Annotated in this window: 14 protein-coding genes; 12 read left to right on the plus strand and 2 right to left on the minus strand. The window is 62.1% G+C overall.

Translation table 11 applies throughout. From position 1 onward, the window contains the following. Positions 1-3 precede the first annotated feature (3 nt). From fleN to JN403_RS13275, 12 genes are all read left to right on the plus strand, one after another. A complete protein-coding gene (gene fleN, locus JN403_RS13220; RefSeq protein WP_062385964.1) occupies positions 4-837 on the plus strand; it encodes a flagellar synthesis regulator FleN in 834 nt (277 codons plus the stop codon). Beyond that, on the plus strand, positions 834-1,577 hold the full coding sequence (gene fliA, locus JN403_RS13225; RefSeq protein WP_122536797.1) for an RNA polymerase sigma factor FliA: 744 nt from the start codon (positions 834-836) through the stop codon (positions 1,575-1,577). The genes fleN and fliA overlap by 4 nt, the downstream gene beginning before the upstream one ends. 240 nt (positions 1,578-1,817) lie before the next feature. Beyond that, positions 1,818-2,192, plus strand: coding sequence for a chemotaxis response regulator CheY (locus JN403_RS13230; RefSeq protein ID WP_172612850.1), 375 nt, complete (start codon positions 1,818-1,820; stop codon positions 2,190-2,192). A 19-nt stretch (positions 2,193-2,211) separates the two neighbouring features. Further along, complete coding sequence (locus tag JN403_RS13235) at positions 2,212-3,000, plus strand: protein phosphatase CheZ (protein WP_122536798.1); 789 nt, start codon at positions 2,212-2,214, stop codon at positions 2,998-3,000. A 143-nt stretch (positions 3,001-3,143) separates the two neighbouring features. Beyond that, on the plus strand, positions 3,144-5,462 hold the full coding sequence (locus tag JN403_RS13240; protein ID WP_205482725.1) for a chemotaxis protein CheA: 2,319 nt from the start codon (positions 3,144-3,146) through the stop codon (positions 5,460-5,462). 434 nt (positions 5,463-5,896) lie between these two features. Further along, positions 5,897-7,054, plus strand: coding sequence for a chemotaxis response regulator protein-glutamate methylesterase (locus tag JN403_RS13245; RefSeq protein ID WP_205482726.1), 1,158 nt, complete (start codon positions 5,897-5,899; stop codon positions 7,052-7,054). Then, positions 7,054-7,794, plus strand: a complete 741-nt coding sequence (locus JN403_RS13250) for a flagellar motor protein (RefSeq protein ID WP_122536801.1) — start codon at positions 7,054-7,056, stop codon at positions 7,792-7,794. Before JN403_RS13245 ends, JN403_RS13250 begins: the two co-directional genes overlap by 1 nt. A gap of 7 nt (positions 7,795-7,801) precedes the next feature. Beyond that, entirely contained in the window at positions 7,802-8,683 is an 882-nt protein-coding gene (motD, locus tag JN403_RS13255; protein ID WP_122536802.1) for a flagellar motor protein MotD, read from the plus strand. 36 nt (positions 8,684-8,719) lie between these two features. Further along, positions 8,720-9,508, plus strand: a complete 789-nt coding sequence (locus JN403_RS13260) for a ParA family protein (protein ID WP_122536803.1) — start codon at positions 8,720-8,722, stop codon at positions 9,506-9,508. A gap of 112 nt (positions 9,509-9,620) precedes the next feature. Further along, complete coding sequence (locus tag JN403_RS13265; protein WP_205482727.1) at positions 9,621-10,562, plus strand: CheW domain-containing protein; 942 nt, start codon at positions 9,621-9,623, stop codon at positions 10,560-10,562. A 72-nt stretch (positions 10,563-10,634) separates the two neighbouring features. Beyond that, on the plus strand, positions 10,635-11,114 hold the full coding sequence (locus JN403_RS13270; RefSeq protein ID WP_172612844.1) for a chemotaxis protein CheW: 480 nt from the start codon (positions 10,635-10,637) through the stop codon (positions 11,112-11,114). Further along, on the plus strand, positions 11,115-11,513 hold the full coding sequence (locus tag JN403_RS13275; protein ID WP_205482728.1) for a DUF2802 domain-containing protein: 399 nt from the start codon (positions 11,115-11,117) through the stop codon (positions 11,511-11,513). Between the two features lie 363 nt (positions 11,514-11,876). Here the strand turns inward: JN403_RS13275 and JN403_RS13280 are convergent, their stop codons facing one another. Next, positions 11,877-12,197, minus strand: coding sequence for an EscU/YscU/HrcU family type III secretion system export apparatus switch protein (locus tag JN403_RS13280; protein ID WP_205482729.1), 321 nt, complete (start codon positions 12,195-12,197; stop codon positions 11,877-11,879). Continuing rightward, the gene (locus JN403_RS13285; protein ID WP_205482730.1) at positions 12,197-13,816 is read right to left on the minus strand and encodes a flagellar hook-length control protein FliK; all 1,620 of its coding nucleotides are present in this window, start codon (positions 13,814-13,816) and stop codon (positions 12,197-12,199) included. Before JN403_RS13285 ends, JN403_RS13280 begins: the two co-directional genes overlap by 1 nt. Between the last annotated feature and the right edge of the window lie 87 nt (positions 13,817-13,903).

Here is a 13,903-nt window from a genome sequence, read left to right on the forward strand (position 1 = left end):
AACATGGGCAGCATGCATCCCGTACAGGTTATCGCGGTGACCGGTGGCAAAGGTGGCGTAGGCAAGACCAACGTTTCAGTGAATCTTTCACTGGCGCTGGCCGAGCTGGGACGTCGCGTCATGTTGCTGGACGCCGATCTGGGTCTGGCCAACGTCGACGTATTGTTGGGGCTGACCCCCAAACGCACCCTGGCTGATGTCATCGAAGGGCGGTGCGAGCTGCGCGATGTCCTGCTGCAAGGCCCGGGCGGCGTCCGCATCGTGCCGGCGGCGTCGGGCACCCAGAGCATGGTCCACCTGACCCCGGCGCAACATGCCGGGCTGATTCAGGCGTTCAGTGACATCGGCGACAACCTCGACGTGCTGGTCATCGATACCGCCGCCGGCATCGGCGAGTCGGTGGTGAGCTTCGTGCGCGCCGCCCAGGAAGTGCTGCTGGTGGTGTGCGACGAGCCTACGTCGATCACCGACGCCTACGCCCTGATCAAACTGCTCAACCGCGATTACGGCATGAACCGCTTCCGCGTCCTGGCCAACATGGCCCAGAGCCCGCAGGAAGGGCGCAACCTCTTCGCCAAGCTGACCAAGGTCACCGACCGCTTTCTCGACGTGGCCCTGCAGTATGTAGGCGCCGTGCCGTACGACGAATGCGTACGCAAGGCCGTGCAGAAACAGCGCGCCGTGTACGAAGCGTTTCCGCGTTCCAAATGTGCGCTGGCGTTCAAGGCCATCGCACAGAAAGTCGACACCTGGCCGCTGCCGGCGAACCCGCGCGGTCACCTGGAATTTTTCGTAGAACGCCTCGTGCATCAAACCAGCGCAGGGCCCGTCTCATGACAGCAAGTGGCTATCGCATGTACAGCAAATCGTCCAAAGACTCCCAGTATGAGCTGATCGAGCGTTATGCCCCGCTGGTCAAACGAATCGCCTACCACTTGCTGGCGCGTCTGCCGGCCAGCGTGCAGGTCGAGGATTTGATCCAGGCGGGCATGATTGGCTTGCTCGAGGTCTCGACCAAATACGACTCCACCAAAGGGGCCAGTTTCGAGACGTACGCGGGTATTCGTATCCGTGGCGCGATGCTCGACGAAGTGCGCAAGGGGGACTGGGCACCGCGCTCGGTCCACCGCAATACGCGCATGGTCAGTGACGCGATTCGTTCAATCGAAGCAAAAACCGGCCGTGACGCTAAAGATCACGAGGTTGCTGCCGAACTTGAAATGAGTCTCGACGATTATTACGGGATTCTGAACGATACCCTGGGCAGCCGACTGTTCAGTTTCGACGACCTGTTGCAGGACGGCGAACACGAAGGGCTGCACGAGGACGGCGCGAGCCAGTCCCTGGAACCGTCGCGGGATCTGGAAGACGAGCGCTTCCAGGCTGCGCTGGCCGAGGCCATTGCCAACTTGCCGGAACGTGAACGCCTGGTGTTGTCGCTGTATTACGACGAAGAGCTGAACCTCAAGGAAATCGGTGAGGTTCTGGGTGTCAGCGAGTCGCGGGTCAGCCAGCTGCACAGTCAATGCGCGGCGCGGTTGCGCGGTCGCCTTGGCGAGTGGCGCGCACGTTCCTGAATCAGGCGCGGGCCGCGAGGCCTGCGTGTTGCTTGTAAGACCGGCTGTGCAGGACGTGAGCGGGAAGCAAAAGAGACATGGCAGGAGTCGGTCGAACCGGGTCGTGGATGATCCGGTTTCGCTGCGCTCGTCCCGGTCGATTCCACCCCTTTTCATGTTCGGCGCAGCCGGTATTGATTGAATGCGCGTTCAGGTGCTGAACGCGTTAAAGACTGCTTGGAGGTCGAATTGGACAAGAACATGAAAATCCTCATCGTTGATGACTTCTCAACGATGCGGCGGATCATAAAAAACCTGTTGCGTGACCTTGGGTTCACCAACACGGCCGAAGCAGATGACGGACTCACCGCATTGCCGATGCTGCAAAGCGGCGCCTTTGACTTCCTCGTCACTGACTGGAACATGCCGGGCATGTCCGGCATCGACCTGTTGCGTCAGGTGCGTGCCGACGAGCGTCTGCGCAGCCTGCCGGTGCTGATGGTCACTGCCGAAGCCAAGCGCGAGCAGATCATCGAAGCCGCTCAGGCCGGTGTGAACGGCTACGTGGTGAAGCCGTTCACCGCGCAAGTGCTCAAAGAGAAAATCGAAAAGATATTCGAGCGCGTCAATAGCTGATGTCCGCTGCGAGGGCGCTATGGATTCCAAAGATTCGACAATGGGTGACTTTGAGTCAACCCTGAAGAAACACGCACAAGAGCTGGTCGCGAGCCTTGAAAAAGGCAAGTTCGGCGACGCCGTGCAACTGATCCATGAGCTTAACCAGACCCGCGACCGTGGCCTGTATCAGGAAGTCGGCAAATTGACGCGCGAGCTGCACAGCGCGATCGTCAACTTCCAGATCGACCCGAACATGCCCCAGGCCGAGGAGGTCTCCCAGATCACCGACGCCACCGAGCGTCTGTCGTACGTGGTCAGGCTGACCGAAAACGCGGCCAACCGGACGATGGACCTGGTGGAGCTGAGCACGCCGCTGATGCACGGGCTGACTGACGACGCCAAGTCGTTGAGCGCCGATTGGGGACGCTTCATGCGCCGCGAGATCAGCGCCGAAGAGTTTCGTGATCTGGCCCGCCGCGTCGATGTGTTCCTGACCCGCAGCGAGAAGGAGACCACCGAGGTCTCTGCGCATCTGAACGACATTCTGCTGGCCCAGGATTACCAGGACCTCACCGGTCAGGTGATCAAGCGCGTGACCACGCTGGTCACCGAAGTCGAGCGCAACCTGCTCAAGCTGGTGCTCATGGCGAGCCAGGTGGACCGCTTCGCGGGCATCGAGCACGACCAGGAAGTGTTCCGTCAGCAAAAAGAACAAGAAAAACTTCACTCCAAGGGTGAAGGTCCGCAGATTCATGCCGATAAACGTGAAGACGTTGTATCCGGACAGGATGATGTTGACGATCTGCTATCCAGCCTCGGATTCTGATTCGGTCACTCTGTTTCGGACTTCAGGTTTTCTGTGAAAGTGGCTGCTGGACCCGCGCGCCAATGCTTCGACGAAAGCAATGCGCGCAGGCCGTCAGTGCAGCCTCCGGATCGGTTTGACGGTTAATTTTAGGAGCACCCCCAATGAGCTTCGGCGCCGATGAAGAAATCCTTCAGGATTTTCTGGTAGAGGCCGGCGAGATTCTCGAGCTGTTGTCAGAGCAGTTGGTCGAGCTGGAAAGCCGGCCAGATGATGCGGACCTGCTCAATGCAATTTTTCGCGGTTTTCACACTGTAAAAGGGGGCGCCGGCTTCCTCCAGCTCAACGAGCTGGTTGAATGCTGTCACATCGCCGAGAACGTGTTCGACATCCTGCGCAAGGGTGAACGTCGCGTTGACTCGGAGCTCATGGACGTGGTGCTCGAAGCACTCGACACCGTCAACAGCATGTTCGGTCAGGTGCGCGAGCGTTCCGCCGTCACCCCGGCCACACCTGAACTGCTGGCCGCGCTGGCACGCCTTGCGGAACCGGCCTCGGCTGAAGAAATCGCTGCAGCACCGGTGGTTGAAGAGCCGGTCGCTGAAGCGCCGTCCGAAGACATTACCGATTTCGAGTTCGAACAGCTTCTGGATTCGCTGAATGCTGTCAAGGCCCAGGCGGCTGGGGCGCCTGCGCCGGCTGCACCTGCACCTGCACCAGCGGCTCCCGTGGCAGCAGCACCTGCGGCACCGGCTGCCGCGCCGGCCGGTAATGCGGCCAGCGATGAAATCACTGACGCCGAATTCGAATCGCTCCTCGATCAGCTGCATGGTAAAGGCCAGTTCGCCGTCGATGCGGTGCAACCGCCGGCCGCTGTAGCGCCGTCTGCCGCACCGGCCAGTGACGAAATCACTGACGACGAATTCGAGTCGCTGCTGGATCAGTTGCACGGCAAGGGTTCGTTCTCGCCGGATGCCGTGGGTGCAGCTGCTCCCGCTGCTAATGCTGCCGCTGCACCTGTCGCACCGGTTGCGCCAGCTGCAGCGTCGAAAGCCGCAGCGTCGGACGAAATCACCGACAACGAATTCGAAGACCTGCTGGATCAGTTGCACGGCAAAGGCAAGTTTGAACCTGCCGTCGCTGCCGCAGCACCCGCGGCGGCACCGGCCACTAAGCCAGAACCGGCTGCCAAAGCTGAACCGGCGAAAGCGACGCCTGCTGCCGCCGCTCCGGCGAAAACGGCTCCTGCCGCTGCGCCTGCCCCGGCTCGCGCTGCTGCGCCTGCGCCTAGCGAAAAACCGCCGTCTGAAGCGGAAACCACCGTGCGCGTCGACACCGCGCGGCTGGACGAAATCATGAACATGGTTGGCGAACTGGTGCTGGTGCGTAACCGCCTCGTGCGCCTGGGCGCCAACAGCGCTGACGAAGCCATGTCCAAGGCCGTGTCCAACCTGGACGTGGTCACCGCTGACCTGCAGACCGCGGTCATGAAGACCCGCATGCAGCCGATCAAGAAAGTGTTCGGCCGCTTCCCGCGACTGGTCCGCGATCTGGCACGTCAGCTGAAGAAAGAAATCAGCCTTGAACTGATGGGTGAAGAAACCGACCTGGACAAGAACCTCGTCGAGGCCCTGGCCGACCCGTTGGTCCACTTGGTGCGCAACGCGGTCGATCACGGTATCGAGTCGCCGGAAGAGCGGGAGGCGTCGGGCAAGCCCCGTAATGGTCGTGTGATTCTGGCGGCCGAACAGGAAGGCGATCACATCCTGCTGTCGATTTCCGATGACGGCAAAGGCATGGACCCTGCGGTCCTGCGCGCGATCGCGGTCAAGCGTGGCGTGATGGACAAGGACGCAGCGGATCGCCTCAGCGACACCGATTGCTACAACTTGATCTTCGCGCCGGGCTTCTCGACCAAGACCGAGATTTCCGACGTGTCCGGCCGTGGCGTGGGCATGGACGTGGTGAAAACCAAGATCGCCCAGCTCAACGGCTCGATCAGCATCGATTCCACCAAAGGTCTGGGCTCGAAGATCATCATCAAAGTGCCGCTGACCCTGGCGATCATGCCGACGCTGATGGTCATGCTCGGCAATCAGGCCTTCGCGTTCCCGCTGGTCAACGTCAACGAGATCTTCCACCTGGACCTGTCGACCACCAACGTCGTCGATGGTCAGGAAGTGGTGATCGTCCGCGACAAGGCGCTGCCGCTGTTTTACCTCAAGCGCTGGCTGGTCAGTTCGGCGGCCCACGAGGAGCAACGCGAAGGCCACGTGGTGATCTTGTCGGTCGGCACCCAACGCATCGGCTTTGTGGTCGATCAGTTGGTCGGCCAGGAAGAAGTGGTGATCAAGCCGCTGGGCAAAATGCTGCAAGGCACGCCGGGCATGTCAGGCGCCACCATCACCGGTGACGGCCGCATCGCCCTGATTCTCGATGTGCCAAGCATGCTCAAGCGCTACGCGGCACGCCGGATTGGTTAAGCAGGGCTGGCTTGAGTAGGGCGGCTTGCGATGTTCTGTAGGACCGGCTTTAGCCGGGAAGAGGCCGGTGGGGACACCGTGAATTTTGCGGCGTGACACCCGACGCCTTCCCGCGTAGGACCGGCTTTAGCCGGGAAGGGGCCGGTTTGGACACTCTGGATTGTGCGGCGTGACATCCGACGCGTTCCCAGTAGGACCGGCTTCAGCCGGGAAGAGGCCCGCATGGACACTCTGGATTTTTCGGCGTGACACCCGACGCGTTCCCGGCTAAAGCCGGTCCTACAGGTATAGGTCCTACAGGTACAGGTCCTACAGGTCCTGTTTCAAGCGCGAAAAACGGTCTCACTGGCCTGTCTCGTCTCGCCAATGTGACCCAAGCTACGTGATTCAGGGCGCGCCGACCTTCAGGGTGACGCGCGCTCTTTGGAGTGTTTATGGCAGTCAAGGTTCTCGTCGTGGACGATTCGGGTTTTTTCCGACGTCGTGTCTCGGAAATTCTCTCTTCGGATCCCACGATCCAGGTGGTCGGTACTGCCACCAATGGCAAGGAAGCCATTGAACAAGCCCTGGCCCTCAAGCCCGACGTGATCACCATGGACTACGAAATGCCGATGATGGATGGCATTACCGCGGTCCGTCACATCATGCAACGCTGCCCGACCCCGGTATTGATGTTTTCCTCACTGACCCACGAAGGCGCCCGGGTGACCCTCGATGCGCTGGACGCTGGCGCGGTGGATTTCCTGCCGAAAAACTTCGAAGACATCTCGCGCAACCCCGAGAAGGTCAAACAGATGCTGTGCGAGAAAGTCCACAGCATTTCCCGCAGCAACCGTCGTTTCAGCGGTTACGGCAGCACGCCTTCTGCCACGTCGGCACCGGCGCCAACTGCTCCACCTGCTGCACCGCGCAGCACGGCTGCCGAAACGCGACCGTCGCGTCCGGCGCCCGCCCCTGCGCCCGCGCCTGCTCGTGCAGCGGCCCCGGCTTCTCACCACCACGCGCCAACCTCAGGTGCGCCCAAGCGCAAGGCCTACAAACTGGTGGCGATCGGCACGTCCACCGGTGGCCCGGTTGCCTTGCAGCGGGTGTTGACCCAGCTGCCCGCCAACTTCCCGGCACCCATCGTGCTGATCCAGCACATGCCGGCCGCTTTCACCAAAGCCTTCGCTGAGCGTCTCGACAAGCTTTGCCGCATCAGCGTTAAGGAAGCCGAAGACGGCGACATCCTGCGTCCCGGTCTGGCACTGCTGGCGCCTGGCGGCAAACAGATGATGGTCGACGGTCGCGGCGCGGTGAAAATCCTGCCCGGTGACGAGCGCCTCAATTACAAGCCCTGCGTCGACATCACCTTTGGCTCGGCGGCAAAATCCTACAGCGACAAAGTCCTCGCCGTCGTCCTCACCGGGATGGGCGCTGACGGCCGTGAAGGCGCGCGCCTGCTCAAGCAGAGCGGCAGCCAGATATGGGCGCAGGACGAAGCCAGTTGCGTGATTTATGGGATGCCCATGGCGATCGTCAAAGCCGAGCTGGCCGACGCCGTTTACAGCCTCGACGATATCGGTCGCCACCTGGTTGAGGCCTGCAGCTGATGGATGTCTTGACGCTTATCGGGATCATTCTGGCGTTCGTCGCGATCATCGGCGGCAACTTCCTCGAAGGCGGGCACTTGGGCGCGCTGCTCAACGGCCCCGCCGCGCTGATCGTCCTCGGCGGTACGCTGGCGGCCTGCCTGGTGCAGACGCCCATGAGCGCGTTCAAGCGGGCGATGCAGATCTTCATCTGGATTCTGTTTCCGCCGCGCATCGATCTCGCCGGCGGCATTGATCGCGTCGTGTCCTGGAGCCTCACCGCGCGCAAGGAGGGCCTGCTCGGCCTCGAAGCCGTGGCCGACTCGGAACCGGATGCCTATTCGCGAAAAGGCCTGCAGCTGCTGGTCGACGGCGCTGAGCCGGCGGCCATACGGGGCATCCTGGAAGTCGATTTCCTGACCCAGGAAAGCCGCGATATCCAGGCCGCCAAGGTCTACGAAAGCATGGGTGGCTACGCGCCCACGATCGGCATCATCGGTGCGGTCATGGGCCTGATCCATGTCATGGGCAACCTGGCCGACCCCAATCAGCTGGGCAGCGGTATCGCCGTCGCGTTCATTGCCACCATTTACGGCGTGGCGTCCGCCAACCTGTTTCTTCTGCCCGTGGCGAATAAGCTCAAGGCCGTGGCGATCCGCCAGTCGCGCTATCGGGAGATGCTCCTCGAAGGGCTGCTGTCGATTGCCGAGGGCGAGAACCCGCGCTCGATCGAACTGAAGCTGCAAGGCTTCATGGAGTGATGGACTGATGGCCCGCCGACGTCGCCATGAAGAGCACGAAAATCACGAACGCTGGCTGGTGTCCTACGCGGACTTCATCACCTTGCTGTTCGCGTTTTTCGTGGTCATGTACTCCATCTCGTCGCTGAACGAAGGCAAATACAAGGTGCTGTCCGAAGCGCTGGTCGGGGTGTTCAACGAGCCCGAGCGCAGCATCAAGCCGATCCCCATCGGCGAGCAGAAACCGCAAACTGTGCGGCCTGCCGATCCGCTGGTTCAGGACAGCGAGCAGACCGACGCTGCGCTGGGCCAGGCCGCGGACGACCCGCTGAAGTCGATTGCCGATGACGTCAACGCGGCGTTCGGCGACCTGATCGCTTCCAAACAAATGACCGTGCGCGGCAACGAGCTGTGGATCGAGATCGAGCTCAATTCCAGCCTGCTGTTCGGCAGCGGCGACGCGATGCCAAGCAATCAGGCCTTCGACCTGATCGACAAGGTCGCGAAGATCATCAAGCCGTTCGATAACCCGATCCACGTCGAAGGCTTCACCGATAACCAGCCGATCAATACCGGCCAATTCCCGACCAACTGGGAACTGTCTTCAGCACGCTCCTCGAGCATCGTGCGGATGCTGGCCATGGACGGGATCAACCCGGCGCGGCTGGCTTCGGTGGGCTACGGCGAATTCCAGCCCCTGGCCTCCAACGCCACCGCCGACGGCCGCGCGCGCAACCGTCGCGTGGTGCTGGTGATCTCGCGCAACCTGGACGTGCGCCGCAGCCTTACCGGCTCAGGCACTACCGCCAACGCAAAACCCGATGCCGCCCTTCGTCGTGCTGGCACACAAACTGCACCAGTCCCCGCCAAGCCGCCGCAAGGCGTCAAATCTTCGTCATCTGCCCCTTAAACCCGGTCGTCGCTTTGGTCGGGGGAAAACGAGTACATGAGAGTCTGGGCAGTAGCCAATCAGAAAGGCGGGGTCGGCAAGACCACCACCTCCATCGCTTTAGCCGGCTTGCTGGCAGAGGCGGGCAAGCGCGTGGTCGTGGTGGATCTCGATCCCCATGGCTCGATGACCAGCTATTTCGGGCAAGATCCCGATACGCTGGAACACAGCAGCTTCGACCTGTTCCTCAACAAAGGCGTGGTGCCGGACGGTTTGCCGGGCCAACTGCTGCTGCCCACCAGTGACAAGCGCATTTCGCTGCTGCCATCGAGCACCGCGCTGGCCACCCTAGAGCGCCAGTCGCCAGGGCAGAGCGGCCTGGGGCTGGTGATTGCCAGAAGTCTGGCCCAGCTGTGGCAGGACTTTGATTACGCGATCATCGACAGCCCGCCGTTGCTTGGTGTGCTGATGGTCAACGCCCTGGCGGCGAGCCAGCAACTGGCGATTCCGGTGCAGACTGAATTTCTCGCGGTAAAGGGCCTGGAACGCATGGTCAACACGCTGGCGATGATCAATCGCTCGCGCAAAGTGCCGCTGCCTTACACCATCGTGCCGACGCTGTTTGATCGCCGCACCCAGGCCTCGATGAGCACCCTCAAGCTGCTGCGCGACAGTTACCCGGAACACGTCTGGAATGCCTTCATTCCGGTGGACACGCGACTGCGCGATGCCAGCCGCGCGGGTCTGACCCCTTCACAGTTCGACAACAAGAGCCGTGGCGTGCTGGCCTACCGCGCGTTGCTCAAGCACCTGCTGACCGAACAGCTTGTCGGGCAGGTGGCCTAGTGTCCGCTGATCGTTATTTTTCGAGCGGCGCGCCTGCACGCTCAAGTCCATCGGCTATGCAGCCGATATCTGTATCAGGCGGTAATCGCATCACTACTTTTCGGGCTCCCGTATGAACCGCCCCCTGGACATCGCTTCACGACCACAACTGGCGCTGCAGAACTACCTGGACGCGTTGCTCTATGACGCGACCGAGGAGCTGCAGGTCGTCGAGTCCGTCGATGAATTTCAAGCGGCCGTGCTCGAAGAGCAGGCCCATGACGCACGCATGCGTTCTGCAGTAGCCGCTGCGGTGGCTGCCGCTTTGCCGGTGCCACAGCCCGCGCCGTTGAGCCGGCCTGCGCCTGTTTCGCTGGCGTATTCGGCTCAGCCGGAACCTGCCGCCGCGCGGGTGATGGAACGGCCAGTGGTCATGCCGCCGGTGATTCTGCCGCCAGCCATCGTTCCGCTGGTTGAGCCGGTTGTTGAAGCGCCTGTGGTTGAGGCTCTGGTGGACGAACCGCCAACAGCACTGGTCGAGCCGGTTGTTGACGTGCATCTGTCCGCTCAACGCACGCCAACGCCGCCGCCCACTGGCGACGAGCGCCCGGCCTGGGCGGCCGAGCCGTTCGAATGCCTGCTGTTCGACGTTGCCGGTCTGACCCTCGCGGTGCCGCTGGTGTGCCTGGGTTCGATTTACCCGCTGGCGGGCCATGACTTGACGCCGCTGTTCGGTCAGCCGGACTGGTTCCTCGGGATCCTGCCAAGCCAGGCCGGCAACCTGAAGGTGCTGGACACCGCGCGCTGGATCATGCCGGACCGGTACCGCGACGATTTTCGTCAGGGCCTGCAATACGTGATCTCGGTTCAGGGCTATGAGTGGGGGCTGGCGGTGCATCAGGTCAGCCGCTCGTTGCGCCTGGACCCCAACGAAATCAAATGGCGCACCCATCGTGGTCAGCGGCCCTGGCTTGCCGGGACGGTGATCGAACACATGTGTGCGTTGCTGGACGTTTCCGAGCTGGCCGAGCTGATTGCCAGTGGCGCGGTCAAGCAGATGAAAACGCATCAATAAACATCGTCAGATCAACACAGGGCGGCGTACGAAACGTCGACCGCACCGCACAACACGCAAGGGGTTAGGGGTATGAAGAAGTCGTCAGCACAGGGTTCCGAAGATCCGATTCTGCAATGGGTCACCTTCCGCCTGGACAACGAGTCGTATGGCATCAACGTGATGCAGGTTCAGGAAGTGCTGCGCTACACCGAGATCGCTCCGGTCCCGGGCGCGCCAAGCTACGTGCTGGGGATCATCAACCTGCGCGGTAACGTCGTCACCGTGATCGACACCCGTCAGCGCTTTGGTCTGGACCCGGTTGAAGTCAGCGACAACACCCGAGTGGTGATCATCGAGGCCGACAAGCAAGTGGTCGGTATCCTGGTCGACAGCGTCGCTGAAGTCGTTTACCTGCGTCAGTCTGAAGTCGAAACCGCGCCGAACGTGGGCAACGACGAGTCCGCCAAATTCATCCAGGGCGTCTGCAACAAGAACGGCGAACTGCTGATCCTGGTGGAACTGGACAAGATGATGTCCGAGGAAGAGTGGTCCGAGCTGGAGAGCATCTGATTGATTCTCGATGTGGCGGTTATTTTTCTGGCGGTGTTGTGGGTCGCGAGCGTCGCGATGTTCATGGCCCACACCAAGCGCTTGCGCATCCAGGCCACTCAGCAGATGGAGGCGGATTCGCTGCGTGATCAGCGCATCCGCGAGCTGGCCCGGCGCCTGGAAAATTACCAGAGCGGGACGGTGAGAATGGGTGAGGAACTGCACGAGTTGCGTTCCATCATCGCGCTGCTGCCAGACAAGATCACTGCCCTTGAGCAGCGCGATCCCTCGACCCTGTCCTTCGCCCAGGCCGCCCGCCTGGTCGGCATGGGCGCCAGCATCGACGAACTGACTCAATCCTGCGGCCTGACCCAGGCCGAAGCGCAGCTGATGACCAAGGTGCATGGGCATAATCGATAGGTGAGGTGGGCCGCTGCTGCCTTGAGCACGCTTACTGTCCTCAGCCATGACGGCGCCGCGGAAGTAGCTGCCGAGGGATGCACTGTGGGAGCCGAGCTTGCTAGCGAATTGGGCCTTTCACCCGCTGCATTTTGAGCGGATGTACCCGCTTCTTCGTGAGCAAGCTCACTCCCACAGGTTCTTCTACAGCCGAAGATCCCGAGCCTGGCCACCCTCCCGTGGGAGCGAGCTTGCTCGCGAAGACTTACTTTCAGCCCCAGAGAAAGTGGCTGAATGCCCCGGCCTCTTCGTGAGCAAGCTCACTCCCACAGGGGCAGTGTTGGCCGAGCGACCGCGTGGCGTCAGCCGCGGGCGGGCCTCTACTCAACGCGGTGTGATATCCCGCTCCACCGGCCCGGCATTCGGGTCAAACCCCACCGGGAATTTGCCTTTCAGGCGCCAGGCAAAGGCGATGATTTCGGCGATGGTCAGGTACAGCTCCTGGGGAATGCTGTCGCCCAGTTCCAGGCGGGCGAGCATTTTCACCAGTTCGGCGTTTTCATAGATCGGGACTTTGTACTCTCGGGCGATCGCCAGTATTGCTTCCGCCAGGGCGTCGTCGCCCTTGGCGGTCAGCGTCGGGGCCTGGTGGCCGTCGTAGCTCAGGGCAATGGCCTGACGCGGGTTCTGCTCGGGTGTGCTCATCAGGCGTTCTCGTCGATCCAGCGTTGTTCGAGCACGGTACGTGGGCCCTGGGGCGGCACGCCTCGGTTGCATTCCAGCGCCTTGACGTTCAAACCGCACGCCACCAACCGCGCACGCAGAGTGTCCAGCTCGCCGGAAATCAACTCAGCACTGCCTTCGCGTTCCGCCCACAACTGGCTGGCGATGCTGCCGGCCATCAGTTGCGCCTGCACGTGCAGCGGGCCGAGGGGCTCCAGATCGAATGCCAGCTCCACCCGCCAGAGTTTTTCTCGCTCCTTGGTCTCCTGCACTGGCGTGTCGGAATGCTCGTCCCGCTCAGGCGTCTCTTCGCGCTGAACCTTGACCTGCAACGGCACAATGTCGTGGGCATTGCGCATCGGGATCTCCAACTGCCATGTGGTGACCTGGGTGCCATCAGCATGGGTGCGCGTCTGCTCCAGCCCGCCCAGCTGATGGCTCTGCAGGCGCGAAATCGCCCCCGCCGCGAGCTTCAACAGCATCTCCAGATCGTCCTTGCTGCCTGGGTGCCCGAGGGTGCGCGGTGGCAATGGAAAGTTGATCGGATCGCTCGGCGGCGCCACCAGCCCCAACGTGCCGAAGGCGCTGCGCAACACGCTGGGCATGGCCCGCGCCAAGGTATTGCCGGCCGCCGCAGCGTCATAACTGACGTTGCCCGGCAGGCCCGGCATGATCTGTGTGACAAGCCGCAGCAGGTTGGCTTTCATGTCCGGCACCAGCGTCGGGTTTTGCCCGACGAGCAAGCGCGATTCCATGAACAGCCCGCTGGCATTCAGCGCCTGGGCCACGCCCTTGGCGGTGGTCATCTGCGGGACATCCGGCAGATCGGCCAGCAGTTGCTCGATGGTGGCCCGCAGCGACGGCGAAAGATTGTCGCCATCGGCAGCCGGCGCCGGCATGTTTTGCAGGGCGGCGATCAGGCCCTGCAGCGAGCCCTGACGGCTTTGCTGGGTCGATAACTGCTGGGCCAGGGCCAGTTCATCAAGGCGATTGGGCAAGGCGACGAAATTCAGCGCCTGACTGTTCTGCACCTGGGCGCTGAGCAGACTGCCGACCCGCAGCGGCTGAGGGCTGTCGACGGTCAGGCTGGTTCCGGCGAGGGCCGTGTTGAGCAGGATGACGATGGAACGGTAGCTGGTTGGCACCGTGCTGGCAGCGGACTGGCCGCTTAATTGCGCGACATTCTGCGCCGCCACTTGAGTGGTCAGTACCTTGCCCTGTAACAGCGTGCCCGCGGGCAGTTGCCGCGTGTCGATGCTGGTCAGGCTGTTGGCGGCGGCTTTCTGCAGGTCCTGCACGCTGATGGTCAGGGTATCCGCCGAACCCTGGGCGACATTGACGTTGGTGCCGGGGGTCAGCGGCAGTGAACTGCTGACGGGGAGGGTGGTTTGCCGGCCGTTGTCCATGGTCAGTTTGAGCAGCAGCTGAAAGTCCTGCCCCAGTTGCTTGAGGCTCACCACTTCAGCGCTGGCCAGCTGACCCGAGGTCAACAGCCCTTCACGCGGCTCCATCAGCTTGAGCACTTCGCCCGCCGGCACGCCTGCACGAAGCAAGGCCGTGGCCGCTGCTACTGGAGAAAGATTGGGTATATCGCCTGTCATCAGATCCCGACTCGGTAAATTTGCGCTCTGGGTGGCGGGTCCGGGTATGTATAATCCGGCACCGACTGCGTCGGCGGTCCACCGTTA

The sequence above is a fragment of the Pseudomonas sp. 15A4 genome (assembly GCF_016925575.1).
Taxonomy (GTDB): domain Bacteria; phylum Pseudomonadota; class Gammaproteobacteria; order Pseudomonadales; family Pseudomonadaceae; genus Aquipseudomonas.

Excerpts from the sequence above, each read along its gene's own strand:
- fleN (WP_062385964.1), top strand. The coding sequence starts at position 4 with ATGGGCAGCATGCATCCCGTACAGGTTATCGCGGTGACCGGTGGCAAA.
- fliA (WP_122536797.1), top strand. The coding sequence starts at position 834 with ATGACAGCAAGTGGCTATCGCATGTACAGCAAATCGTCCAAAGACTCC.
- JN403_RS13230 (WP_172612850.1), top strand. The coding sequence starts at position 1,818 with ATGAAAATCCTCATCGTTGATGACTTCTCAACGATGCGGCGGATCATA.
- JN403_RS13235 (WP_122536798.1), top strand. The coding sequence starts at position 2,212 with ATGGATTCCAAAGATTCGACAATGGGTGACTTTGAGTCAACCCTGAAG.
- JN403_RS13240 (WP_205482725.1), top strand. The coding sequence starts at position 3,144 with ATGAGCTTCGGCGCCGATGAAGAAATCCTTCAGGATTTTCTGGTAGAG.
- JN403_RS13245 (WP_205482726.1), top strand. The coding sequence starts at position 5,897 with ATGGCAGTCAAGGTTCTCGTCGTGGACGATTCGGGTTTTTTCCGACGT.
- JN403_RS13250 (WP_122536801.1), top strand. The coding sequence starts at position 7,054 with ATGGATGTCTTGACGCTTATCGGGATCATTCTGGCGTTCGTCGCGATC.
- motD (WP_122536802.1), top strand. The coding sequence starts at position 7,802 with ATGGCCCGCCGACGTCGCCATGAAGAGCACGAAAATCACGAACGCTGG.
- JN403_RS13260 (WP_122536803.1), top strand. The coding sequence starts at position 8,720 with ATGAGAGTCTGGGCAGTAGCCAATCAGAAAGGCGGGGTCGGCAAGACC.
- JN403_RS13265 (WP_205482727.1), top strand. The coding sequence starts at position 9,621 with ATGAACCGCCCCCTGGACATCGCTTCACGACCACAACTGGCGCTGCAG.
- JN403_RS13270 (WP_172612844.1), top strand. The coding sequence starts at position 10,635 with ATGAAGAAGTCGTCAGCACAGGGTTCCGAAGATCCGATTCTGCAATGG.
- JN403_RS13280 (WP_205482729.1), bottom strand. The coding sequence starts at position 12,197 with ATGAGCACACCCGAGCAGAACCCGCGTCAGGCCATTGCCCTGAGCTAC.
- JN403_RS13285 (WP_205482730.1), bottom strand. The coding sequence starts at position 13,816 with ATGACAGGCGATATACCCAATCTTTCTCCAGTAGCAGCGGCCACGGCC.